19 protein-coding genes, 3 tRNA genes and 4 rRNA genes are annotated in these 22,946 nt (G+C 50.1%); 12 read left to right on the top strand and 14 right to left on the bottom strand.

Annotated elements, in window-relative coordinates:
• The first annotated feature begins 14 nt into the window (after positions 1-14).
• The 3 genes from fis (at position 15) to M4I31_RS02360 (ending at position 1,531) form a co-directional block, all read left to right on the top strand.
• Complete coding sequence (gene fis / locus M4I31_RS02370; RefSeq protein WP_000462905.1) at positions 15-311, top strand: DNA-binding transcriptional regulator Fis; 297 nt, start codon at positions 15-17, stop codon at positions 309-311.
• A gap of 88 nt (positions 312-399) precedes the next feature.
• Complete coding sequence (gene yhdJ / locus M4I31_RS02365) at positions 400-1,284, top strand: adenine-specific DNA-methyltransferase (protein WP_085048619.1); 885 nt, start codon at positions 400-402, stop codon at positions 1,282-1,284.
• 82 nt (positions 1,285-1,366) lie between these two features.
• On the top strand, positions 1,367-1,531 hold the full coding sequence (locus M4I31_RS02360; protein ID WP_032940702.1) for a DUF2556 family protein: 165 nt from the start codon (positions 1,367-1,369) through the stop codon (positions 1,529-1,531).
• Between the two features lie 34 nt (positions 1,532-1,565).
• Here M4I31_RS02360 and envR read toward each other — a convergent pair whose 3' ends face one another.
• Complete coding sequence (envR, locus tag M4I31_RS02355; protein WP_038634405.1) at positions 1,566-2,222, bottom strand: acrEF/envCD operon transcriptional regulator; 657 nt, start codon at positions 2,220-2,222, stop codon at positions 1,566-1,568.
• A gap of 413 nt (positions 2,223-2,635) precedes the next feature.
• Here envR and M4I31_RS02350 point away from each other — a divergent pair, with 413 nt between their 5' ends.
• The 7 genes from M4I31_RS02350 (at position 2,636) to M4I31_RS02320 (ending at position 12,037) form a co-directional block, all read left to right on the top strand.
• A complete protein-coding gene (locus tag M4I31_RS02350) occupies positions 2,636-3,796 on the top strand; it encodes an efflux RND transporter periplasmic adaptor subunit (RefSeq protein WP_085048618.1) in 1,161 nt (386 codons plus the stop codon).
• Positions 3,797-3,807: 11 nt separating this feature from the next.
• Complete coding sequence (locus M4I31_RS02345; RefSeq protein WP_085048617.1) at positions 3,808-6,921, top strand: efflux RND transporter permease subunit; 3,114 nt, start codon at positions 3,808-3,810, stop codon at positions 6,919-6,921.
• Between the two features lie 271 nt (positions 6,922-7,192).
• Positions 7,193-7,414: a lipoprotein gene (locus tag M4I31_RS02340; RefSeq protein WP_003025292.1), complete on the top strand. Its 222-nt coding sequence runs from the start codon at positions 7,193-7,195 to the stop codon at positions 7,412-7,414.
• Between the two features lie 467 nt (positions 7,415-7,881).
• On the top strand, positions 7,882-8,907 hold the full coding sequence (locus M4I31_RS02335) for an amino acid ABC transporter substrate-binding protein (RefSeq protein WP_038634415.1): 1,026 nt from the start codon (positions 7,882-7,884) through the stop codon (positions 8,905-8,907).
• A gap of 69 nt (positions 8,908-8,976) precedes the next feature.
• Positions 8,977-10,158 carry an amino acid ABC transporter permease gene (locus M4I31_RS02330; RefSeq protein WP_085048616.1) on the top strand — a complete coding sequence of 394 codons (1,182 nt, stop codon included), beginning with the start codon at positions 8,977-8,979 and terminating at the stop codon, positions 10,156-10,158.
• A 9-nt stretch (positions 10,159-10,167) separates the two neighbouring features.
• Complete coding sequence (locus M4I31_RS02325) at positions 10,168-11,271, top strand: amino acid ABC transporter permease (RefSeq protein WP_038634420.1); 1,104 nt, start codon at positions 10,168-10,170, stop codon at positions 11,269-11,271.
• A gap of 7 nt (positions 11,272-11,278) precedes the next feature.
• Positions 11,279-12,037, top strand: coding sequence for an amino acid ABC transporter ATP-binding protein (locus tag M4I31_RS02320; RefSeq protein ID WP_069325452.1), 759 nt, complete (start codon positions 11,279-11,281; stop codon positions 12,035-12,037).
• 103 nt (positions 12,038-12,140) lie between these two features.
• Here the strand turns inward: M4I31_RS02320 and rrf (M4I31_RS02315) are convergent.
• The 7 genes from rrf (M4I31_RS02315) to M4I31_RS02285 all read right to left on the bottom strand — a co-directional run bounded on the left by rrf (M4I31_RS02315) (position 12,141) and on the right by M4I31_RS02285 (position 17,504).
• Positions 12,141-12,256, bottom strand: a 5S ribosomal RNA gene (rrf, locus tag M4I31_RS02315).
• 38 nt (positions 12,257-12,294) lie between these two features.
• Positions 12,295-12,370 (bottom strand) — tRNA-Thr (locus M4I31_RS02310).
• A gap of 14 nt (positions 12,371-12,384) precedes the next feature.
• Positions 12,385-12,500, bottom strand: a 5S ribosomal RNA gene (rrf, locus tag M4I31_RS02305).
• A gap of 97 nt (positions 12,501-12,597) precedes the next feature.
• Positions 12,598-15,502, bottom strand: a 23S ribosomal RNA gene (locus M4I31_RS02300).
• A 199-nt stretch (positions 15,503-15,701) separates the two neighbouring features.
• Positions 15,702-15,777: transfer RNA gene (locus tag M4I31_RS02295), tRNA-Ala, on the bottom strand.
• 39 nt (positions 15,778-15,816) lie between these two features.
• Positions 15,817-15,893: transfer RNA gene (locus M4I31_RS02290), tRNA-Ile, on the bottom strand.
• 71 nt (positions 15,894-15,964) lie between these two features.
• A 16S ribosomal RNA gene (locus M4I31_RS02285) occupies positions 15,965-17,504 on the bottom strand.
• Together the 16S, 23S and 5S rRNA genes with 3 tRNA genes alongside form the textbook arrangement of a ribosomal RNA operon.
• Positions 17,505-17,973: 469 nt before the next feature.
• On the opposite strand from M4I31_RS02285, the gene M4I31_RS02280 reads away from it, so the two are divergent.
• On the top strand, positions 17,974-18,528 hold the full coding sequence (locus M4I31_RS02280) for a gamma carbonic anhydrase family protein (RefSeq protein ID WP_085049663.1): 555 nt from the start codon (positions 17,974-17,976) through the stop codon (positions 18,526-18,528).
• On the opposite strand, the gene M4I31_RS02275 is transcribed toward M4I31_RS02280, so the two are convergent.
• From M4I31_RS02275 to dprA, 6 genes are read right to left on the bottom strand one after another with little or no spacing between them, the layout of a single operon-like run.
• Positions 18,504-18,761: a DUF1488 domain-containing protein gene (locus M4I31_RS02275; RefSeq protein WP_038634625.1), complete on the bottom strand. Its 258-nt coding sequence runs from the start codon at positions 18,759-18,761 to the stop codon at positions 18,504-18,506. The two genes, M4I31_RS02280 and M4I31_RS02275, sit on opposite strands and share 25 nt — an antisense overlap.
• The gene (gene aroE, locus M4I31_RS02270) at positions 18,758-19,579 is read right to left on the bottom strand and encodes a shikimate dehydrogenase (protein ID WP_085049664.1); all 822 of its coding nucleotides are present in this window, start codon (positions 19,577-19,579) and stop codon (positions 18,758-18,760) included. The genes M4I31_RS02275 and aroE overlap by 4 nt, the downstream gene beginning before the upstream one ends.
• A gap of 1 nt (position 19,580) precedes the next feature.
• Positions 19,581-20,153, bottom strand: coding sequence for an L-threonylcarbamoyladenylate synthase type 1 TsaC (tsaC, locus tag M4I31_RS02265; RefSeq protein WP_085049665.1), 573 nt, complete (start codon positions 20,151-20,153; stop codon positions 19,581-19,583).
• Positions 20,154-20,157: 4 nt separating this feature from the next.
• Positions 20,158-20,700, bottom strand: a complete 543-nt coding sequence (locus tag M4I31_RS02260) for a type I DNA topoisomerase (protein ID WP_069325294.1) — start codon at positions 20,698-20,700, stop codon at positions 20,158-20,160.
• 26 nt (positions 20,701-20,726) lie between these two features.
• The gene (gene smg / locus M4I31_RS02255; RefSeq protein ID WP_038634635.1) at positions 20,727-21,200 is read right to left on the bottom strand and encodes a DUF494 family protein Smg; all 474 of its coding nucleotides are present in this window, start codon (positions 21,198-21,200) and stop codon (positions 20,727-20,729) included.
• The gene (dprA, locus tag M4I31_RS02250; RefSeq protein ID WP_085049666.1) at positions 21,172-22,296 is read right to left on the bottom strand and encodes a DNA-protecting protein DprA; all 1,125 of its coding nucleotides are present in this window, start codon (positions 22,294-22,296) and stop codon (positions 21,172-21,174) included. The genes smg and dprA overlap by 29 nt, the downstream gene beginning before the upstream one ends.
• 129 nt (positions 22,297-22,425) lie before the next feature.
• On the opposite strand from dprA, the gene def reads away from it, so the two are divergent.
• Positions 22,426-22,935: a peptide deformylase gene (gene def / locus M4I31_RS02245; RefSeq protein WP_038634641.1), complete on the top strand. Its 510-nt coding sequence runs from the start codon at positions 22,426-22,428 to the stop codon at positions 22,933-22,935.
• The last annotated feature ends 11 nt before the right edge of the window (positions 22,936-22,946 follow it).

The raw sequence follows: 22,946 nt of genomic DNA, 5'->3' as shown, positions 1-22,946 counted from the left end.
GAGCTGACAGAACTATGTTCGAACAACGCGTAAATTCTGACGTACTGACCGTTTCTACCGTTAACTCTCAGGACCAGGTAACTCAAAAGCCCCTGCGTGACTCGGTTAAACAGGCACTGAAGAACTATTTTGCTCAATTGAACGGTCAAGACGTTAATGATCTCTATGAGCTGGTACTGGCTGAAGTAGAACAGCCCCTGTTGGACATGGTGATGCAATACACCCGCGGCAACCAGACCCGTGCTGCCCTGATGATGGGCATCAACCGTGGTACGCTGCGTAAAAAACTGAAAAAATACGGCATGAACTGATACTAATCAGTTAAATGTTTGTTTTAAAAGGCGCTACTCGGCATGGGGAAGCGCCTTTTTTATTAATGTCACACGGGAGGCTTTGGCGATGAACGCAAGAGGTGAACCTGTCTATTTTGGCGATGAATCTAAAAAGATAATCCTGGGTGATGCGCTGACCGAGCTAAAAAAGCTACCCGCTGAAAGCATCGATCTCATTTTTGCCGACCCACCTTATAACATCGGCAAAGACTTTGACGGGATGGTGGAATCCTGGGACGAAGAGACCTTTCTGGCGTGGCTGTTTGAGTGTATCGACGAGTGCCATCGTATTCTCAAACCACACGGTAGCATGTACATCATGAACAGTACGGAGAACATGCCGTACATCGACCTCAAATGTCGCCAGCTTTTTACCATCAAAAGCCGTATCGTGTGGTCATATGATAGCTCAGGGGTACAGGCTAAAAACTACTTTGGTTCGATGTATGAACCTATCCTGATGATGGTAAAAGATCAGAAAAACTACACATTTAACCGTGATGATATTCTGGTTGAAGCCAAAACGGGCGCTAAACGTGCGCTAATAGACTACAGAAAGAATCCGCCCCAGCCTTACAATCAGAAAAAAGTACCTGGCAATGTCTGGGATTTTCCCCGCGTTCGCTATCTGATGGATGAATACGAAAATCACCCCACTCAAAAACCCAAAGCCCTCCTGGAACGCATCATTCTGGCTTCCTCCAACCCGGATGACAAAGTGCTCGATCCGTTCGCCGGCAGCTTTACAACCGGCGCCACCGCAGTCGAATTAGGTCGCAAATTTGTCGGTATTGAAATCAATGCTGAATACGTAAAAATGGGGCTCAGAAGACTGAGTATCGGGTCTCATTTTTCAGAAACTGAACTTGCAAAAGTGAAAAAACGTAAGACAAAAAACCTGTCCAAAAAGAGCCGATTAACGGCAAACAGTGGCGCTCTTTCGGTAAAGTAAAGGCATTGTAAGTCTGCTTTTCAGCTTACTGATTTCGTGTATATTCCCTGCACGCTTGGGCATGAATACACAGGATTTAGCAATGATTCGCAAGTATTGGTGGCTGGTTGTTTTTGCGGTCTTCGTTTTTCTTTTTGATGCGCTGCTCATCCAGTGGATAGAACTGATGACGACAGAGCACGACAAGTGCCGGAATATGAACTCAGTGAATCCCCTAAAGCTGGTCAACTGCGCCGATCTCGACTAGCACCGTCGACAGCCGTCAGGCCCTGGCGGCTAAACTACCCAACCTGGTTTTCACTCTGTATTAATTGCATTACACAGCCGTCCGGGCTTAACATTTTTAATACATTGTCAACTAATGCTGGCGCTTGCCCATAAAGATCATAACTCTCTGGATTCATTAGCCAGTTTTTTATTATTCCGCTAAAGCTACCGTGCAAAATAATTATGATGACGTCTAAATCCAGACTGGTGGCAATCAAATTTTCATCTACGCACCGTTGGAGAGAATCGCGAATGCTTTGGTGGCTGAGACCTATTTTATCACGAATGGCCTGCTCTGATATCATATCTTTATGGAATTCGCATTTATGATATAAAATCTGCATTAATGCCTGCTGGCGAGGGTTCTCCGCAATATATTGTAATCCCACCACAAATTTTTCACGCAACCGCTGTAAAGGGTTATCCCCCCAACGACCAATAAGCTTGTCCTGAATAAGATCGCGTAAGGGAGGTTGTTGTAACCATAGCTCATTAAACAATTGAGTTTTATTTTCGAAATGCCAATAAAGTGCACCCCGCGTCACATTGGCGGCATCCGCTATGTCGTTTAGCGTCGTATTACTTACGCCACGTGCGGCAAACTGTACAATCGCCGTTTCCATCAGGTGCTGTCGCGTTTTGAGGGCATCCGCTTTCGTTTTTCTGGCCATGATTCCGACTATCTGGATTGGAGTAGAGAATGATTAACTTTCTTATCTAATATTTTCTATCTGGAACAAATGTATCACTTAGCGTTTATTTAGACGAGGGCTAAAGTATTTAATTACGGACATTCCACACGAATAGATAAAACAAATAACAGAAACCAATATATTCACCAATCAGATGATCATTTCAAGATGTATTTATAAGCATCATAGTGTTGCTATAAATATCACAATGAAACGGTAGCTGATTAATCTTTTTTTGCTTTTATGTGCCGTGAACCCCGCCCATAAATAAGTATTGCTTACATCGCAAGCTAATAATTTGTAGGATAGCCAACTATTATTTTTCTTGTGCGCGTTATCACCTCCGCTGTTACCCGGTTAATAACGAGCATTCGGTTTTTTAAGGAATAGAAATGACGAAAAATGCCAGGTTTTCACTCCTGCCCTCATTCATCATCATCTCCGCTGCATTACTCGCCGGTTGTAACGATCAGGGAGAAACACAAGCACATCCCGCAGAGCCGCAGGTGACTGTCCATGTCGTCGAAAAGGCCCCTTTAGCCGTGACGACCGAATTACCCGGGCGCACCACAGCATTCCGTATTGCAGAAGTCCGTCCTCAGGTTAGCGGAATTGTACTTAAACGGAATTTCACCGAGGGGAGCGATGTTGAAGCCGGTCAATCGCTTTATCAGATCGATCCAGCGACTTACCAGGCTGACTATGACAGCGCCAAAGGCGAACTGGCAAAGAGCGAAGCGGCCGCCGCTATCGCGCATTTAACGGTAAAACGTTATGTGCCGCTGGTTGGCACTAAGTACATCAGCCAGCAAGAGTACGATCAGGCAATTGCTGATGCCCGCCAGGCTGATGCCTCCGTAATCGCGGCAAAAGCGGCGGTCGAAAGCGCACGTATCAACCTGGCCTACACCAAAGTGACATCGCCCATTAGCGGACGTATCGGTAAATCTAACGTCACCGAAGGCGCATTGGTCACGAATGGTCAGGCAACTGAGCTTGCTACCGTGCAACAGCTCGATCCTATCTATGTCGACGTCACGCAGTCCAGTAACGACTTTATGCGCCTCAAGCAGTCTATTGAACAAGGTAGTCTGCATAAAGACAGCGCCAGCAGTACCGTCGAACTGGTGATGGAAAATGGTCAGGCATATCCGCTGAAAGGCTCATTGCAATTTTCTGATGTGACGGTTGATGAAAGCACCGGATCAATCACTCTCAGAGCCGTATTCCCTAACCCACAGCACACGCTGCTGCCAGGCATGTTTGTGCGCGCGCGCATTGATGAAGGCGTCCAACCGAATGCCATTCTTGTTCCGCAGCAGGGTGTAACGCGCACGCCACGCGGCGATGCCACCGTGATGGTCGTTAACGACAAGAGCCAGGTTGAAGCGCGGACAGTTGTCGCCGCTCAAGCCATTGGCGACAAATGGCTCATCAGCGAAGGTCTGCAACCCGGTGACAAAGTTATCGTGAGCGGCTTACAGAAAGCACGCCCTGGCGTTCAGGTTAAAGCAACCGCCGATACCGAAACCCCTGCGACGAAAGCCCAATAAGGTAACCGGATATGGCTAACTTTTTTATCAGGCGTCCTATCTTTGCTTGGGTACTGGCCATCATTCTGATGATGGCGGGCGCTCTGGCAATCATGCAACTGCCCGTGGCGCAGTACCCGACCATCGCGCCCCCTGCCGTATCGATTTCCGCCACCTATCCAGGTGCGGATGCGCAGACGGTGCAGGATACCGTCACGCAGGTTATCGAACAGAATATGAACGGTATCGATAACCTGATGTATATGTCCTCCACCAGCGATTCTGCCGGGAGTGTGACCATCACGCTGACCTTCCAGTCCGGTACCGACCCCGATATCGCGCAAGTTCAGGTGCAAAACAAGCTACAGCTCGCCACCCCCTTACTGCCGCAAGAAGTTCAGCAGCAGGGGATCAGCGTCGAGAAATCAAGTAGCAGCTTTTTGATGGTCGCGGGTTTCGTTTCTGACAACCCACAAACCACGCAGGATGACATTTCCGACTACGTCGCCTCGAACGTTAAAGATTCAATCAGCCGTCTGAATGGTGTGGGTGACGTGCAGCTGTTTGGTGCGCAGTACGCTATGCGCATCTGGCTGGATGCAAACTTGTTGAATAAGTACCAGCTCACACCGGTTGATGTGATCAATCAGTTGCAGGTGCAGAACGATCAGATTGCCGCCGGTCAGTTGGGCGGTACGCCTGCGTTGCCTAATCAGCAGCTTAACGCCTCAATCATCGCGCAGACGCGCCTGAAAGATCCTGAAGAATTCGGGAAGGTCACGTTACGCGTCAACAGCGATGGTTCGGTTGTTCACCTGAAGGATGTCGCGCGTATTGAGTTGGGTGGTGAGAACTACAACGTGGTCGCGCGTATTAACGGTAAACCAGCCTCCGGTCTCGGGATCAAACTGGCAACCGGCGCAAACGCGCTGGATACCGCTAACGCTATCAAAGCCAAGCTGGTTGAACTGCAACCGTTCTTCCCACAGGGAATGAAGGTGGTCTACCCGTATGACACCACGCCGTTCGTCACTATCTCCATTCATGAGGTCGTGAAAACGCTGTTTGAAGCAATCATACTGGTATTCCTCGTGATGTATTTGTTCCTGCAAAACATCCGGGCTACGCTCATTCCAACCATTGCCGTGCCTGTTGTATTGTTGGGCACATTTGCCGTGCTTGCCGCGTTTGGCTACTCCATAAACACCCTGACGATGTTCGGCATGGTACTCGCCATCGGCCTATTGGTTGATGATGCGATAGTGGTGGTGGAAAACGTGGAACGTGTGATGATGGAAGATAATCTGCCGCCCAAAGAGGCGACAGAAAAATCCATGTCACAAATTCAGGGCGCGCTGGTCGGTATCGCCATGGTGCTGTCTGCGGTATTTATCCCGATGGCCTTCTTTGGCGGCTCAACCGGGGCTATCTATCGGCAGTTCTCTATCACCATCGTTTCTGCCATGGCGCTTTCAGTGCTGGTAGCGCTGATCCTGACTCCCGCGCTTTGTGCAACGCTGTTGAAGCCGGTATCGGCTGAACATCACGAGAATAAAAGCGGTTTCTTTGGTTGGTTTAATGCCAAATTCGATCACAGCGTCAACCATTACACCAATAGCGTCAGCGGTATTGTGCGTAAAACCGGGCGTTACCTGGTCGTCTACCTGGTTATCGTGATTGGGATGGCGGTGTTGTTTATGCGCCTTCCAACCTCCTTCTTGCCAGAAGAAGATCAGGGCGTATTCCTGACGATGATTCAGCTTCCGGCCGGCGCAACGCAAGAGCGAACCCAGAAAGTGCTGGATCAGGTTACCCACTACTACCTGAATAACGAGAAAGCCAACGTCGAAAGCGTCTTTACGGTTAACGGCTTTAGCTTCAGCGGACAGGGGCAAAACTCAGGGATGGCGTTTGTCAGCCTCAAGCCCTGGGAAGAACGCAGTGGCGACGAGAATAACGTTGAATCGATTATCGCCAGAGCAACCCGCGCGTTTAGCCAGATTCGTGATGGCTTAGTATTCCCTTTCAACATGCCAGCCATTGTTGAACTGGGTACCGCAACCGGCTTCGACTTCGAACTGATTGACCAGGGCGGGCTGGGACATACCGCGTTAACGCAAGCACGTAACCAACTTTTGGGCATGGTTGCTAAACATCCTGACCTGTTGGTTCGCGTGCGTCCAAATGGTCTCGAGGATACCGCGCAGTTCAAACTGGATGTTGATCAGGAAAAAGCCCAGGCCCTTGGCGTCTCGCTGTCCGATATTAATGAAACCATCTCCGCTGCGCTGGGTGGCTATTACGTCAATGACTTCATAGACCGTGGCCGCGTGAAAAAAGTGTACGTACAGGCCGATGCCAAATTCCGTATGTTGCCGGAAGACATCAATAATCTGTATGTTCGTAGCGCCAATGGCGAAATGGTACCGTTCTCCACGTTCAGTTCCGCACATTGGATCTACGGGTCACCACGTCTGGAACGTTACAACGGCATGCCTTCAATGGAACTGTTAGGGGAAGCGGCCCCAGGCCGAAGCACCGGTGAAGCGATGGCGCTGATGGAAAGTCTGGCTGAGAAACTGCCTAACGGTATCGGCCATGACTGGACGGGTATGTCCTACCAGGAACGACTCTCGGGGAACCAGGCGCCTGCGCTGTATGCCATCTCGCTCATCGTTGTCTTCCTTTGCCTTGCCGCATTGTATGAGAGTTGGTCAATTCCATTCTCGGTGATGCTGGTTGTACCGCTTGGCGTGGTTGGCGCACTGTTAGCAGCATCGCTACGTGGGATGAATAACGACGTGTATTTCCAGGTTGGGTTGCTAACCACTATCGGTCTCTCGGCTAAAAACGCCATCTTGATCGTCGAGTTTGCCAAAGACCTGATGGATAAAGAGGGCAAAGGACTGATCGAAGCGACGTTGGAGGCATCCCGCATGCGTCTTCGCCCTATCCTGATGACCTCTCTGGCCTTCATTTTGGGGGTTATGCCTCTGGTTATCAGCCACGGTGCGGGTAGCGGTGCGCAGAATGCGGTCGGTACAGGTGTAATGGGGGGAATGCTAACCGCAACATTGTTGGCGATCTTCTTTGTTCCCGTCTTCTTTGTTGTCGTCAGACGGCGTTTTAGTCGGCACACTGATTAATTTGTAAAATAAAGGCGTCTACGGACGCCTTTTTCATCAGTACACTCTCTCTTTGTTTATTAATAAGATAGCCATTTATTTCATTTAAGTCGTTCCTTCAAACCCACCCGCAACCTTTCTTTTTATCCATTATTTTTACAATCCACATGAATTGAGATTATTCCTCCTGTCAGTCTTTTTTTAAGAAGTGGTAAAATAATGACCGAGTTCGCAGATGGCTTAGCGTTTGTCTTTGCTCAATTAGCGAAACGCTTATTTTTGAGGTAACATCATGAAAAGATTAATATCCGTTGCATTGCTTACCGCGTTTCTTGCCGGTTGTGCACACGATTCTCCCTGCGTACCTGTATACGACGATCAGGGACGCCTGGTTCATACCAATACCTGTATGAAAGGCACCACGCAGGATAACTGGGAAACAGCCGGTGCCATCGCCGGTGGCGCAGCCGCCGTTGCCGGATTGACGCTTGGGATAGTTGCCCTGACCAAATAACTCTTCTTCAAGGTTTTAAAGGCGCGGTGGTTACCGCGCTTTTAGCAATAAAATAAAATTCACATATAAGACAAAACGTTGGTTTACAGCTCTTCCTGAATAATAAAATTATTATAGATATCCCTCACATATCCACGATTTGAAATTAGCATTTTTCCTGTTCTTTGTTACACCGCGTTTTCTTTTCATTATTCTCACGCGATCAATATTAACGTCCGAAATCGTTATCACGCGTCCTGTCTGATTTTAAAATTTTTGCGCTGAAATGTGGCTTACGTTTCAATTTTGCACCACTTCAGGGCGCTGCATTTATTTTTTCCTGTCTACACTCTGCATATTGCGCCGAATAATCGTGCGCAAAAACCTGGCACTACCTTTGCTTAAAAGAGTATGGCCAAAGCCACAGACCGGTAAAAGACGTTTTCAGAACGTTTTCATAACAATAATTCCTCCACACAGGATGCTCTATGAAAAAGATGATAATAGCCAGCCTGGCTGCGGCCGGCGTGCTCCTTGCGATCGCAAATCAGGCGCATGCCGGCGCAACACTTGATGCCGTAAAGAAAAAAGGGTTTGTGCAATGCGGGATCAGTGACGGGTTGCCTGGCTTCTCTTACGCCGATGCGAGCGGTAAGTTTTCAGGTATTGATGTCGACGTATGCCGAGGCGTTGCCTCCGCCGTATTTGGTGATGATACCAAAGTAAAATATACCCCACTTACCGCCAAGGAACGTTTTACCGCGTTACAGTCTGGCGAAGTCGACATGCTCTCGCGTAATACCACATGGACCTCCTCTCGTGATGCAGGTATGGGCATGTCTTTCACTGGCGTAACCTATTACGATGGCATTGGTTTTCTTACCCACAATAAAGCCGGCCTGAAGAGCGCCAAAGAACTGGATGGCGCAACGGTGTGTATTCAGGCAGGAACCGATACCGAACTGAACGTGGCTGACTACTTTAAAGCCAACAATATGAAGTACACCCCTGTCACTTTTGACCGCTCGGATGAATCGGCTAAGGCACTGGAATCAGGACGTTGCGATACGCTGGCCTCCGACCAGTCGCAGTTGTACGCCCTGCGAATCAAGCTGAGCAATCCTGCAGAATGGATTGTCCTGCCAGAAGTTATTTCTAAAGAACCCTTAGGTCCGGTTGTACGTCGTGGCGACGATGAATGGTTCTCCATTGTTCGCTGGACGCTGTTCGCCATGCTGAATGCGGAAGAGATGGGTGTTAACTCGAAAAACGTTGACGAAAAAGCGGCTAATCCTGCAACGCCGGATATGGCGCATCTGTTAGGTAAAGAAGGGGATTATGGTAAGGATCTGAAGCTTGATAACAAATGGGCTTATAACATTATTAAGCAAGTAGGTAACTACTCGGAGATCTTTGAACGTAACGTTGGATCGGAAAGTCCATTGAAGATCAAACGTGGACAGAACAACCTCTGGAACAACGGTGGCATTCAATATGCGCCACCGGTGCGCTAATACAAAGTGATGTAACGGGCGCCGCAGCTGCGGCGCTCAGCCCAGAGTCATTGTTACCGAGGTTTTCTTATGCTTCATCGCCGCTCAACCGTAAAAGGATCGCTATCCTTTTCTAACCCTGCGGTCCGCGCCTGGTTATTCCAAATACTCGCCGTCATTGCGGTCATTAGCATTGCGGTCTATCTCATTCATAACACGATTAATAACCTGAGCAGTCGCGGTATTACCTCGGGATTTTCTTTTCTCGATCGCAGCGCCGGATTTGGTATCGTCCAGCATCTGATTGATTACGAGCAAGGCGATACCTATGGCCGCGTGTTCCTGGTCGGTCTGCTTAATACGCTGTTAGTTTCCGCACTATGTATCGTCTTCGCTTCATTTCTCGGTTTCTTTCTCGGGCTGGCACGCCTGTCAGATAACTGGTTATTGCGAAAGCTCTCCACGGTCTATATCGAAACGTTCCGCAATATCCCACCGCTATTGCAGATCTTCTTTTGGTATTTTGCCGTATTACGTAACCTGCCCGGCCCACGTCAGGCGGTTAACGCGCTGGATTTAATGTTTCTGAGCAACCGGGGGCTGTATATTCCGGCGCCGCAAATGGGAGAAGGTCTTTTTGCCTTTTGTACCGCGGTCCTTATTGCCGTCGTTGTCACCTTCGGACTATTCCGTTTCAACAGAATGCACCAGATCAAAACCGGTCAGTTACGCCGTACCTGGCCCACAGCTCTGGCGTTGATCGTGCTCTTACCAATGATTTCACAATGGTTTTTTGGCGCGGCACTTCACTGGGATATCCCTGAACTACGCGGTTTTAACTTTCGTGGCGGCATGGTGCTTATACCTGAACTGGCGGCTCTGACGCTGGCGCTTTCAGTGTATACCTCAGCGTTTATTGCAGAAATTATTCGGGCAGGAATTCAGGCTGTTCCTTATGGCCAACATGAGGCAGCACGCTCTCTGGGTTTGCCAAATCCGGTGACGCTCCGCCAGGTCATCATCCCGCAGGCGCTGCGCGTCATCATTCCTCCACTAACCAGTCAGTACCTGAATATCGTTAAAAATTCATCGCTCGCTGCCGCCATTGGCTACCCGGATATGGTTTCCCTGTTTGCCGGCACGGTACTCAATCAAACGGGACAAGCCATTGAAACTATTGCCATCACGATGTCGGTGTACCTGATCATCAGCCTGAGCATTTCTCTACTGATGAATATTTATAACCGTCGTATCGCACTGATCGAGCGCTAAGGAGCCATGATGACAAAAGCACTACTGTCTCACCCCTCGCGCCAGAGCAGTAACCCGGCAAGCCGCTGTCTGTTCTGGGTTCGCAAAAACCTGTTCTCCAGTTGGTCAAATAGCCTGCTCACGCTGCTATGCGTGTGGCTAATTTGGTCCTTCCTTCCACCGCTGTTGAACTGGGTATTTTTTCAGGCCAACTGGGTAGGCTCTACCCGAGCTGACTGTACCAAAGCGGGGGCCTGCTGGGTGTTCATTCATGAACGCTTCGGACAATTCATGTATGGACTTTACCCACACGATCAGCGCTGGCGCATTAATCTGGCCCTGCTGATTGGCCTGGTCTCAATCGTTCCCATGTTCTGGAAAACCATTCCCCACCGTGGTCGTTATATCGCCGTTTGGGCAGTCGTTTATCCTTTGGTGGTCTGGTGGTTGATGTACGGTGGTTTTTTCGGGCTTGAGCGAGTAGAAACCCGGCAGTGGGGCGGGTTAACGCTGACGCTTATCATCGCATCCGTCGGTATTGCGGGTGCGCTCCCGTGGGGGATTCTACTGGCATTGGGGCGTCGTTCTCATATGCCCGTCGTGCGGATTTTATCCGTGATTTTTATTGAGTTCTGGCGCGGCGTACCGTTGATCACCGTCCTGTTTATGTCCTCTGTCATGCTGCCTCTGTTTATGTCTGAGGGGACCAGTATCGACAAGCTTATCCGGGCACTGGTCGGTGTCATTCTTTTCCAGTCAGCCTATGTTGCAGAGGTGGTTCGTGGGGGATTACAGGCCTTGCCAAAAGGTCAGTATGAAGCGGCTGAATCACTGGCGCTAGGGTACTGGAAAACCCAAGGGTTGGTCATTCTTCCCCAAGCCCTCAAGCTGGTTATTCCTGGTTTGGTTAATACGATTATTGCCCTGTTCAAGGATACCAGTCTGGTCATCATCATCGGCCTGTTTGATCTCTTCAGCAGCGTGCAGCAAGCAACCGTGGATCCTGCATGGCTGGGTATGTCGACGGAAGGATATGTTTTTGCCGCACTGATTTACTGGATCTTTTGTTTCAGTATGTCGCGTTACAGCCAACATCTGGAAAAACGTTTTAATACCGGGCGTACACCGCACTGAGGAATTTATGAACCAATTATTAAGGCAGTCTACCGACGCGATGATTACGCTGGAAAACGTCAACAAATGGTACGGACAGTTCCACGTTTTGAAAAACATCAATCTGCAGGTAAAACAAGGAGAGCGTATCGTCTTATGCGGTCCTTCCGGCTCGGGTAAATCGACAACTATCCGTTGTATTAACCATCTGGAAGAGCATCAGCAAGGACGTATTGTGGTGGATGGGATTGAACTCAATGAGGACATTCGCAATATTGAGCGCGTCAGGCAAGAAGTTGGCATGGTCTTTCAACACTTCAATCTCTTTCCTCATTTGACGGTCCTGCAAAACTGTACACTGGCGCCAGTCTGGGTGCAAAAGATGCCGAAAAAAGAGGCTGAAGTGTTGGCAATGCACTACCTTGAGCGAGTTCGCATTGCTGAACATGCGCATAAATATCCAGGGCAAATCTCTGGCGGGCAACAGCAGCGTGTGGCCATTGCACGTTCGTTATGTATGAAACCTAAAATTATGTTGTTTGATGAACCCACATCAGCACTGGATCCTGAAATGGTGAAAGAGGTGCTTGATACCATGATCGGTCTGGCGCAATCGGGGATGACTATGCTGTGCGTTACCCATGAAATGGGATTTGCCCGCACAGTGGCCGACCGGGTGATCTTTATGGATCTTGGCGAGATTGTGGAGCAGGCACCACCGGATGAGTTTTTTGCCAATCCCAGGTCAGAACGTACGCGGGCATTCCTGTCGCAGGTGATTCATTAATCTTCTGTTTTGCCCGGTGGCCTGCGCTTACCGGGCCTACGGGTTAGCAAGAAACATAACGCAAAAAGGCCATCCTTTCGGATGGCCTTTTCACTTATTTGATGTCTGGCAGTTCCCTACTCTCGCATGGGGAGACCCCACACTACCATCGGCGCTACGGCGTTTCACTTCTGAGTTCGGCATGGGGTCAGGTGGGACCACCGCGCTACAGCCGCCAGACAAATTCTTTTCTAAGTGCCGAACTTTAACCGAAAAACTGGTGCTGATACCCAGAGTCGAACTGGGGACCTCACCCTTACCAAGGGTGCGCTCTACCAACTGAGCCATATCAGCACACTAAATTTGATGCCTGGCAGTTCCCTACTCTCGCATGGGGAGACCCCACACTACCATCGGCGCTACGGCGTTTCACTTCTGAGTTCGGCATGGGGTCAGGTGGGACCACCGCGCTACAGCCGCCAGGCAAATTCTGTTTATTAACCCGCTTTTCGCCGGTTAATGTCATCTGTAATCAAGCTGAAACTGATGTCTGTCTTTCGCCAAAACATCTTCGGCGTTGTAAGGTTAAGCCTCACGGTTCATTAGTATCGGTTAGCTCAATGTATCGCTACACTTACACACCCGACCTATCAACGTCGTCGTCTTCAACGTTCCTTCAGGAGACTCTAAGTCTCAGGGAGAACTCATCTCGGGGCAAGTTTCGTGCTTAGATGCTTTCAGCACTTATCTCTTCCGCATTTAGCTACCGGGCAGTGCCATTGGCATGACAACCCGAACACCAGTGATGCGTCCACTCCGGTCCTCTCGTACTAGGAGCAGCCCCCCTCAATTCTCCAGCGCCCACGGCAGATAGGGACCGAACTGTCTCACGACGTTCTAAACCCAGCTCGCGTACCACTTTAAATGGCGAACAGCCATACCCTTGGGACCTACTTCAGCCCCAGGATGTGATGAGCCGACATCGAGGTGCCAAACACCGCCGTCGATATGAACTCTTGGGCGGTATCAGCCTGTTATCCCCGGAGTACCTTTTATCCGTTGAGCGATGGCCCTTCCATTCAGAACCACCGGATCACTAAGACCTGCTTTCGCACCTGCTCGAGCCGTCACTCTCGCAGTCAAGCTAGCTTATGCCTTTGCACTAACCTCCTGATGTCCGACCAGGATTAGCTAACCTTCGTGCTCCTCCGTTACTCTTTGGGAGGAGACCGCCCCAGTCAAACTACCCACCAGACACTGTCCGCAACCCGGATTACGGGCCCACGTTAGAACACCAGCCATTAAAGGGTGGTATTTCAAGGATGGCTCCATGCAGACTGGCGTCCACACTTCAAAGCCTCCCACCTATCCTACACATCAAGGACCAGTGTTCAGTGTCAAGCTATAGTAAAGGTTCACGGGGTCTTTCCGTCTTGCCGCGGGTACACTGCATCTTCACAGCGAGTTCAATTTCACTGAGTCTCGGGTGGAGACAGCCTGGCCATCATTACGCCATTCGTGCAGGTCGGAACTTACCCGACAAGGAATTTCGCTACCTTAGGACCGTTATAGTTACGGCCGCCGTTTACCGGGGCTTCGATCAAGAGCTTCTCCTTACGGATAACCCCATCAATTAACCTTCCGGCACCGGGCAGGCGTCACACCGTATACGTCCACTTTCGTGTTTGCACAGTGCTGTGTTTTTAATAAACAGTTGCAGCCAGCTGGTATCTTCGACTGATTTCAGCTCCATGAGTAAATCACTTCACCTACATATCAGCGTGCCTTCTCCCGAAGTTACGGCACCATTTTGCCTAGTTCCTTCACCCGAGTTCTCTCAAGCGCCTTGGTATTCTCTACCTGACCACCTGTGTCGGTTTGGGGTACGATTTCGTGTTACCTGATGCTTAGAGGCTTTTCCTGGAAGCAGGGCATTTGTCACTTCAGCACCGTAGTGCCTCGTCATCACACCTCAGCGTTAAAAGGTACCGGATTTACCTGGAACCTCCGCCTACATGCTTAAACCGGGACAACCGTCGCCCGGCCAACATAGCCTTCTCCGTCCCCCCTTCGCAGTAACACCAAGTACAGGAATATTAACCTGTTTCCCATCGACTACGCCTTTCGGCCTCGCCTTAGGGGTCGACTCACCCTGCCCCGATTAACGTTGGACAGGAACCCTTGGTCTTCCGGCGTGCGGGTTTTTCACCCGCATTATCGTTACTTATGTCAGCATTCGCACTTCTGATACCTCCAGCAACCCTCACAGGCCACCTTCAACGGCTTACAGAACGCTCCCCTACCCAACAACACATAGTGTCGCTGCCGCAGCTTCGGTGCATGGTTTAGCCCCGTTACATCTTCCGCGCAGGCCGACTCGACCAGTGAGCTATTACGCTTTCTTTAAATGATGGCTGCTTCTAAGCCAACATCCTGGCTGTCTGTGCCTTCCCACATCGTTTCCCACTTAACCATGACTTTGGGACCTTAGCTGGCGGTCTGGGTTGTTTCCCTCTTCACGACGGACGTTAGCACCCGCCGTGTGTCTCCCGTGATAACATTCTTCGGTATTCGCAGTTTGCATCGGGTTGGTAAGTCGGGATGACCCCCTAGCCGAAACAGTGCTCTACCCCCGAAGATGAATTCACGAGGCGCTACCTAAATAGCTTTCGGGGAGAACCAGCTATCTCCCGGTTTGATTGGCCTTTCACCCCCAGCCACAAGTCATCCGCTAATTTTTCAACATTAGTCGGTTCGGTCCTCCAGTTAGTGTTACCCAACCTTCAACCTGCCCATGGCTAGATCACCGGGTTTCGGGTCTATACCCTGCAACTTAACGCCCAGTTAAGACTCGGTTTCCCTTCGGCTCCCCTATACGGTTAACCTTGCTACAGAATATAAGTCGCTGACCCATTATACAAAAGGTACGCAGTCACACCCGAAGGTGCTCCCACTGCTTGTACGTACACGGTTTCAGGTTCTTTTTCACTCCCCTCGCCGGGGTTCTTTTCGCCTTTCCCTCACGGTACTGGTTCACTATCGGTCAGTCAGGAGTATTTAGCCTTGGAGGATGGTCCCCCCATATTCAGACAGGATACCACGTGTCCCGCCCTACTCTTCGAGTTCACAACCTGTGCATTTTTGTGTACGGGACTATCACCCTGTACCGTCGGACTTTCCAGACCGTTCCACTAACACACATGCTGATTCAGACTCTGGGCTGCTCCCCGTTCGCTCGCCGCTACTGGGGGAATCTCGGTTGATTTCTTTTCCTCGGGGTACTTAGATGTTTCAGTTCCCCCGGTTCGCTTCGTTAACCTATGTATTCAGTTAACGATAGTGTGACGAATCACACTGGGTTTCCCCATTCGGAAATCGCCGGTTATAACGGTTCATATCACCTTGCCGGCGCTTATCGCAGATTAGCACGTCCTTCATCGCCTCTGACTGCCAGGGCATCCACCGTGTACGCTTAGTCGCTTAACCTCACAACCCGAAGATGTTTCACTTCTGATTGCGAAAATTTGAGAGACTCGAACACACCGCTTTTCATTTCTTGTTTACGGAGAAATGAAACAGTGTGTCGTTTCAATTTTCAGCTTGATCCAGATTTTTAAAGAGCAAAACTTCGCAGTGAACCTTTTCAGGTACACTCTGAAGTTTTCTTGGGTTGTTGCAGTAAAGATGGTGGAGCTATGCGGGATCGAACCGCAGACCTCCTGCGTGCAAAGCAGGCGCTCTCCCAGCTGAGCTATAGCCCCATCGTAGTTAAAACCTCTTCAAATTCACCAGGATGAATTTGGTAGGCCTGAGTGGACTTGAACCACCGACCTCACCCTTATCAGGGGTGCGCTCTAACCACCTGAGCTACAAGCCTGCAGAGATTTTCTTACTGCTAATTTTCATCAGACAATCTGTGTGAGCACTGCAAAGGTCGGTTCTTTAAGGTAAGGAGGTGATCCAACCGCAGGTTCCCCTACGGTTACCTTGTTACGACTTCACCCCAGTCATGAATCACAAAGTGGTAAGCGCCCTCCCGAAGGTTAAGCTACCTACTTCTTTTGCAACCCACTCCCATGGTGTGACGGGCGGTGTGTACAAGGCCCGGGAACGTATTCACCGTGGCATTCTGATCCACGATTACTAGCGATTCCGACTTCATGGAGTCGAGTTGCAGACTCCAATCCGGACTACGACATACTTTATGAGGTCCGCTTGCTCTCGCGAGGTCGCTTCTCTTTGTATATGCCATTGTAGCACGTGTGTAGCCCTACTCGTAAGGGCCATGATGACTTGACGTCATCCCCACCTTCCTCCAGTTTATCACTGGCAGTCTCCTTTGAGTTCCCGGCCGGACCGCTGGCAACAAAGGATAAGGGTTGCGCTCGTTGCGGGACTTAACCCAACATTTCACAACACGAGCTGACGACAGCCATGCAGCACCTGTCTCAGAGTTCCCGAAGGCACCAAAGCATCTCTGCTAAGTTCTCTGGATGTCAAGAGTAGGTAAGGTTCTTCGCGTTGCATCGAATTAAACCACATGCTCCACCGCTTGTGCGGGCCCCCGTCAATTCATTTGAGTTTTAACCTTGCGGCCGTACTCCCCAGGCGGTCGACTTAACGCGTTAGCTCCGGAAGCCACGCCTCAAGGGCACAACCTCCAAGTCGACATCGTTTACGGCGTGGACTACCAGGGTATCTAATCCTGTTTGCTCCCCACGCTTTCGCACCTGAGCGTCAGTCTTTGTCCAGGGGGCCGCCTTCGCCACCGGTATTCCTCCAGATCTCTACGCATTTCACCGCTACACCTGGAATTCTACCCCCCTCTACAAGACTCTAGCCTGCCAGTTTCGGATGCAGTTCCCAGGTTGAGCCCGGGGATTTCACATCCGACTTGACAGACCGCCTGCGTGCGCTTTACGCCCAGTAATTCCGATTAACGCTTGCACCCTCCGTATTACCGCGGCTGCTGGCACGGAGTTAGCCGGTGCTTCTTCTGCGAGTAACGTCAATCGCTGTGGTTATTAACCACAACGCCTTCCTCCTCGCTGAAAGTACTTTACAACCCGAAGGCCTTCTTCATACACGCGGCATGGCTGCATCAGGCTTGCGCCCATTGTGCAATATTCCCCACTGCTGCCTCCCGTAGGAGTCTGGACCGTGTCTCAGTTCCAGTGTGGCTGGTCATCCTCTCAGACCAGCTAGGGATCGTCGCCTAGGTGAGCCGTTACCCCACCTACTAGCTAATCCCATCTGGGCACATCCGATGGCAAGAGGCCCGAAGGTCCCCCTCTTTGGTCTTGCGACATTATGCGGTATTAGCTACCGTTTCCAGTAGTTATCCCCCTCCATCGGGCAGTTTCCCAGACATTACTCACCCGTCCGCCACTCGTCACCCGAGAGCAAGCTCTCTGTGCTACCGTTCGACTTGCATGTGTTAGGCCTGCCGCCAGCGTTCAATCTGAGCCATGATCAAACTCTTCAATTTAAGTTTGATGCTCGTGAATTAAACTTCGTAATGAATTACGTGTTCACTCAGAGACTTGGTATTCATTTTTCGTCTTGCGACGTTAAGAATCCGTATCTTCGAGTGCCCACACAGATTGTCTGATAAGTTGTTAAAGAGCAGTTGCGACGCGCCTTAGCGCTCTGTCGCGAGGTGGCGTATATTACGCTTTCCTCTTTCAGAGTCAACCCTCATTTTCAGGTTTTTCTCTTCAACCGACCGGGCTGTTTGCGTGAAGTGATTCACATCCGCCGTGTCGATGGAGGCGCATTATAGGGATCCCATTTTTTAGCACAAGTGTTTTTTGGATCTTTTTTGCTGAATGCTTGTTTTTCACCCCTTTCGCTATATTCCTGCGCAATTTGGCTGATTTTTGATAGATAAATCACTTGCACAGTCTCGATAATCCAACCAAAGTCTTCATTACCGCTCTATTTTCGCTGAGGTAAACATGTCTAATGTACTGCGCCCTTATAAGGATCTTTTCCCACAGATCGGAAAACGCGTGATGATCGACACCAGTAGTGTCGTCATTGGCGATGCTCGTTTGGCTGATGATGTCGGAATTTGGCCACTGGTCGCGATCCGTGGCGACGTGAACTACGTGCAAATCGGTGCGCGTACAAACATTCAGGACGGCAGCGTTCTACATGTCACACATAAATCTACATCCAATCCGCAGGGTAATCCGCTGATCGTAGGTGAAGATGTCACAGTTGGTCATAAAGTCATGCTGCACGGTTGTACCATTGGTAACCGCGTATTAGTCGGCATGGGATCGATTCTGTTGGACGGTGTCGTTGTTGAAGACGACGTTATGATTGGAGCGGGAAGCCTGGTTCCGCAAAACAAACGCCTGGAGAGTGGATATCTGTACCTGGGAAGCCCGGTTAAGCAGATTCGTCCATTAAGCGATGAAGAGAAAGCAGGCTTGCAATACTCAGCTAACAACTATGTTAAGTGGAAAGATGAGTATTTAAGTCAGAGTAACCACACCCAACCCTGAGCGTCTTCCTGCTGGTCCTGGATCAATGCTTCGGCCTCTTCTTCCAGGTCCCAGCGATGTAATCGAAAGGTTTCCAGCCACTGTTCAGGCGTGTCGCCGCCAAAGCGGGACGCCAACATCTTTCCCGATATGGCACATGTTAACTGCATACCATGAACCATTGCAGGGAAAACAATGGCATTTACATCCGTCCGCCATTCTTCTCGATCGGGAAACTGGATCGCCTGATTCATGCCGACAATTCCTGTTGCATGCTTTTAATGACCGGCTCAATCTGGGGTAAAACACCATGCCAGAGTAAAACAGCATGTGCAGCTTGCCCCACCAGCATCCCCAGACCATCGGCGTACTGTTTCGCCCCATGCTTTTCACACCAGGAAAGGAACGGCGTATTCCCTTTCTGATAAAACATGTCGTAGCAGTAGACGGAGGGATGGATAAGTGATGCCGGAATAGACGGGACCTCACCGCTAATACCGCTGGACGTCGCGTTAATAATCAGATCAAAGCTGTGATTATCAAGTTCGTCCATTCCCACCGCCTGCACGCTACCGGTATGAGAGAAGAGCTGTGCCAGTTCTTCAGCGCGGTAGGCCGTACGATTAACAATGGTTACCGCACAATCCATAGAAAGAAGAGGTAGCAATACCCCACGGGATGCACCGCCCGCACCAATCAGCAGAATTCGCGATCCGGGACGAATGAAAGATAAACGCTCAAGATCGCTTAATAAACCGATACCATCCGTGTTATCTCCCAGCAAACGTCCATCCTCCAGCCGTTTAAGGGTGTTAGCTGCTCCAGCTAGTGATGCCCGCTCTGTTAATTCATCGGCACGCGCAAACGCCTCTTCTTTAAAAGGAACGGTGACATTTGCCCCCTTACCACCCTCAGCAAAAAAGGCGTTCAGCGAATTCACAAAGTCATTGATCGGCGCCAGTACACGTCCATAGGAGTAATCAATCTTCAGCTGCTCTGCAAATTGCTGATGGATAAAAGGCGATTTACTGTGCGCTATCGGATTACCAAAAACAGCATAGGCTTCTTTCATATTACCCCTGTCGAAACTGTTCACCTGTCAGTGCATCTCGGATCTCCGAAGGATTCAATCGCCCTCCGGTCTCTCCTTCAACAACGGGAAAGTCTGTACCGAACTGCGCGCGGACTTCCTCTACCGTTCGGCAAGGCGGTAAGCCACTCAAATTAGCACTGGTGGAAACTATAGGTTTGCCATAAGCCTGGCACAGTGCAACCACCAGCGGATGATCGGTGACACGCACGGCCAGCGAATCAAAACGACCGGTCAACCAACGAGGTGTAGTCGCAGGCGCCGGGAAAACAAAGGTGACGGGACCAGGCCAGCGAGCGAAGATAGCCTCACGTTGAGTATCAGTAAGCGAGCTATCGTCAATATAGGGCTTAAGTTGCTCAAAGTTGGCCGCAATCAAAATTAAGCCTTTCTCGACCGGACGTTGTTTTAATTCCAACAAACGACTTACTGCCGTTTCGCTGTCGGGATCGCAGCCGACACCAAATACAGCTTCTGTTGGATAGGCGATGACTTTCTCTTGGTTCAGTACCTCTATTGCAGCAGCGATAGGGCCTGTGGGCAGGTTATTATTCACTTTTTTATTCCGCCGAAATCGGCTTTCCACATTGTTTACTGGCACAGAAATGCTTCACACCCTGCGCGGTTTTCTTTTCGATGAGTAGCGGATAATGGCACTCTGGACATTCTCCAGCTAACGGTTTGAAGTTAATAACAAACTGGCACTCCGGATAGCGATCGCAGGAGTAAAAAGTTTTGCCATAACGGGAACGCCGCTGGACCAGGTGACCGGTCTGGCATTGAGGACAGACGATTGCTGTTTCATCAGGCTTGTCGATAAGCTCGGTGTGCTCGCATGCAGGATAGTCACTGCATCCGATAAACATACCGAATCGCCCCTGTCGCAATACCAACTCAGCGCCACATGCAGGGCAAAACTTACCCTCCAGAACTTTGACAATATGTCCGTCTGCAGATGATTTCAGCGGACGGATATAATCGCATTCTGGATAGTGTGAACAACCGAGAAACGGACCGTGTTTCCCGGAGCGAATAACCAGTTCAGCCCCGCATTGTGGGCAGGGCTCGTTTTTACGCACCGTAAACAGTGCTGATTTAGCCATAACAACTCATACTGAATGAAGATTGATTAATGCAGCATACCTTCATTCACTTCAAAGAGTAATTCTTCCATTTGCTGATAGGCATTTTCACAACCTGGAATGTTGAATAGCACCATCAGGATCACCCACTTCAGGTCTTCCAGATCAAACTCTGCCGTATCCAGCGCGAGTACGCGCTCAATTACCATTTCTCGCGTTTCGAGGTTTAGCACCTGAATCTGCTCCAGGAATAGCAAGAATCCGCGACAACTCGCATCCAGCCGTTCACATTCTTCTGCCGTATAAATACGCAGAGAAAGAGGATCAGATGCTAGCTGCATAGGTTCGGCAAGGCCATCCTGATAATCAGCAAGCTTTTCCAGCCACAGTAACGCGTTGTAGATGTCTTCACGATCAAAACCAGCGTCGGTAAGATCCCGTTCCAGTTTGTCCTGATCCACTCGCAGCTCAGCTTCGTTATGGATATATGTCTCAAACAAATACATTAGTACGTCGAACATGGCATGCCCTCCTCAATCGGACATAGCCGCCGGGTACAGCTGCGATCCATCCTGCTAACTCCAGTTCGAGTAGTTGAGCCACTACCTCTGGCACAGGTTGGCCGGCACGTTCAGCGACGACGTCAACAGGTGTTACCTCATCTCCTACGTTAGCCAGGAGCTCAGGAAATGGCAATGCCACCTCTTCGTGATCTGGCGAATAAATTGATTTTTCAGGTTCATCTGGCAACCATTGCAGCCCATATTGCAAATTTTCCAGAATTTCCTCTGGTGCGGTCACAAGCGTGGCTCCCTGCTGAATAAGCCAATGTGGGCCTTCACTTCCCGGACTCCCAATCGGCCCAGGCAAAGCAAAAACCTCCCGCCCCTGCTCCAGCGCACAGCGTGCCGTGACCAATGAACCGCTACGTTGCGCGGCCTCAACGACCAGGACACCTTTACTTAGACCACTGATAATGCGATTTCGTCGGGGAAAATTGCGCGGCAGCGGGAGCGTATCTAATGGGAACTCAGACACCAATGCGCCTCCGGAATCGATCAGACGTTCGGCGAGACGGACATGCTGTCGTGGATGAATGGTCTCAAGCCCATTTCCCAGCACCGCAATACTCGTGCCTTGTCGGTTTATCGCCGCATGATGCGCCACGCCATCAATTCCCCGGGCCAGCCCACTGGTTATCGTCACCCCAAACGCGGCAAGCTTTTCGCAAAATAATCGCCCCCAACGTTCGCCATACCATGAATGCTGGCGACTACCGACGACGGCCACCTGAAATGAATGCAGGCATGCGGGAGTACCGGCAACGAAAAGTACCCCAGGATAATCTTCAATCGCGCGCAGCTGGGACGGATAATGCTCGCTGTCGGCAACCACTAAATGGTGATTCGGCTGCTCCAACCAGCGCAGCGTTTTTTCCAGTGACTGCTCTGAAAAGGTTAAAAAGCGCATTGCCTGGCGGGAAGATAATCCTGCGTGCTGGAGGATCGTGTTGTTAATACAGGGTTGGGCATTGAGCCAGTGGGCAAGGCGCACCATCTCATCACCATACAGTTCATTCACTTGCGCTAAACGTAGCCAAATTTCAATTTGGGTCATCCCTGCTCCCCTGCCACAAGCAGTCCTGGCAATCTTTGCGATTGGTCACTGATGCTGTCAATCAGAGGGGGTTTTGTCTAGAATAGAGGTAATAATCTTTTCAACTCCTGAACACAACTCTGGATAACTATGTCAGTTTTGCAAGTGTTACATATTCCGGACGAGCGCCTTCGCAAAGTCGCAAAACCGGTTGAAGAAGTGAATGCAGAAATTCAGCGTATCGTTGATGATATGTTCGAAACGATGTACGCAGAAGAGGGTATCGGTCTGGCGGCAACACAGGTCGATATCCATCAGCGCATCATTGTTATTGATGTCTCTGAAAATCGCGACGAGCAGTTGGTTTTAATCAACCCAGAGCTGCTGGAGAAAGATGGCGAAACCGGCATTGAAGAAGGTTGCCTGTCTATCCCCGAACAGCGTGCGTTAGTCCCACGCGCTGAGAAAGTAAAAATTCGTGCGCTCAATCGCGACGGTAAATCTTTTGAACTGGAAGCCGATGGCCTGCTCGCTATCTGCATTCAACATGAAATGGATCACCTGGTCGGTAAACTGTTTATCGATTATCTGTCTCCGTTGAAGCAACAACGTATTCGTCAGAAAGTTGAAAAACTCGACCGCCTGAACGCCCGAGCTTAAGGACAAGAATC

Origin of the sequence: Citrobacter sp. XT1-2-2, from assembly GCF_023516235.1 — a bacterium.
GTDB lineage: Bacteria > Pseudomonadota > Gammaproteobacteria > Enterobacterales > Enterobacteriaceae > Citrobacter > Citrobacter werkmanii.
This window is presented reverse-complemented; position numbering and strand designations above follow the sequence as displayed.

Bases quoted from the DNA above. Each gene is read 5' to 3' on its own strand.
- fis (WP_000462905.1), top strand. From the start codon at position 15: ATGTTCGAACAACGCGTAAATTCTGACGTACTGACCGTTTCTACCGTT.
- yhdJ (WP_085048619.1), top strand. From the start codon at position 400: ATGAACGCAAGAGGTGAACCTGTCTATTTTGGCGATGAATCTAAAAAG.
- M4I31_RS02360 (WP_032940702.1), top strand. From the start codon at position 1,367: ATGATTCGCAAGTATTGGTGGCTGGTTGTTTTTGCGGTCTTCGTTTTT.
- envR (WP_038634405.1), bottom strand. From the start codon at position 2,222: ATGGCCAGAAAAACGAAAGCGGATGCCCTCAAAACGCGACAGCACCTG.
- M4I31_RS02350 (WP_085048618.1), top strand. From the start codon at position 2,636: ATGACGAAAAATGCCAGGTTTTCACTCCTGCCCTCATTCATCATCATC.
- M4I31_RS02345 (WP_085048617.1), top strand. From the start codon at position 3,808: ATGGCTAACTTTTTTATCAGGCGTCCTATCTTTGCTTGGGTACTGGCC.
- M4I31_RS02340 (WP_003025292.1), top strand. From the start codon at position 7,193: ATGAAAAGATTAATATCCGTTGCATTGCTTACCGCGTTTCTTGCCGGT.
- M4I31_RS02335 (WP_038634415.1), top strand. From the start codon at position 7,882: ATGAAAAAGATGATAATAGCCAGCCTGGCTGCGGCCGGCGTGCTCCTT.
- M4I31_RS02330 (WP_085048616.1), top strand. From the start codon at position 8,977: ATGCTTCATCGCCGCTCAACCGTAAAAGGATCGCTATCCTTTTCTAAC.
- M4I31_RS02325 (WP_038634420.1), top strand. From the start codon at position 10,168: ATGACAAAAGCACTACTGTCTCACCCCTCGCGCCAGAGCAGTAACCCG.
- M4I31_RS02320 (WP_069325452.1), top strand. From the start codon at position 11,279: ATGAACCAATTATTAAGGCAGTCTACCGACGCGATGATTACGCTGGAA.
- M4I31_RS02280 (WP_085049663.1), top strand. From the start codon at position 17,974: ATGTCTAATGTACTGCGCCCTTATAAGGATCTTTTCCCACAGATCGGA.
- M4I31_RS02275 (WP_038634625.1), bottom strand. From the start codon at position 18,761: ATGAATCAGGCGATCCAGTTTCCCGATCGAGAAGAATGGCGGACGGAT.
- aroE (WP_085049664.1), bottom strand. From the start codon at position 19,579: ATGAAAGAAGCCTATGCTGTTTTTGGTAATCCGATAGCGCACAGTAAA.
- M4I31_RS02260 (WP_069325294.1), bottom strand. From the start codon at position 20,700: ATGGCTAAATCAGCACTGTTTACGGTGCGTAAAAACGAGCCCTGCCCA.
- smg (WP_038634635.1), bottom strand. From the start codon at position 21,200: ATGTTCGACGTACTAATGTATTTGTTTGAGACATATATCCATAACGAA.
- dprA (WP_085049666.1), bottom strand. From the start codon at position 22,296: ATGACCCAAATTGAAATTTGGCTACGTTTAGCGCAAGTGAATGAACTG.
- def (WP_038634641.1), top strand. From the start codon at position 22,426: ATGTCAGTTTTGCAAGTGTTACATATTCCGGACGAGCGCCTTCGCAAA.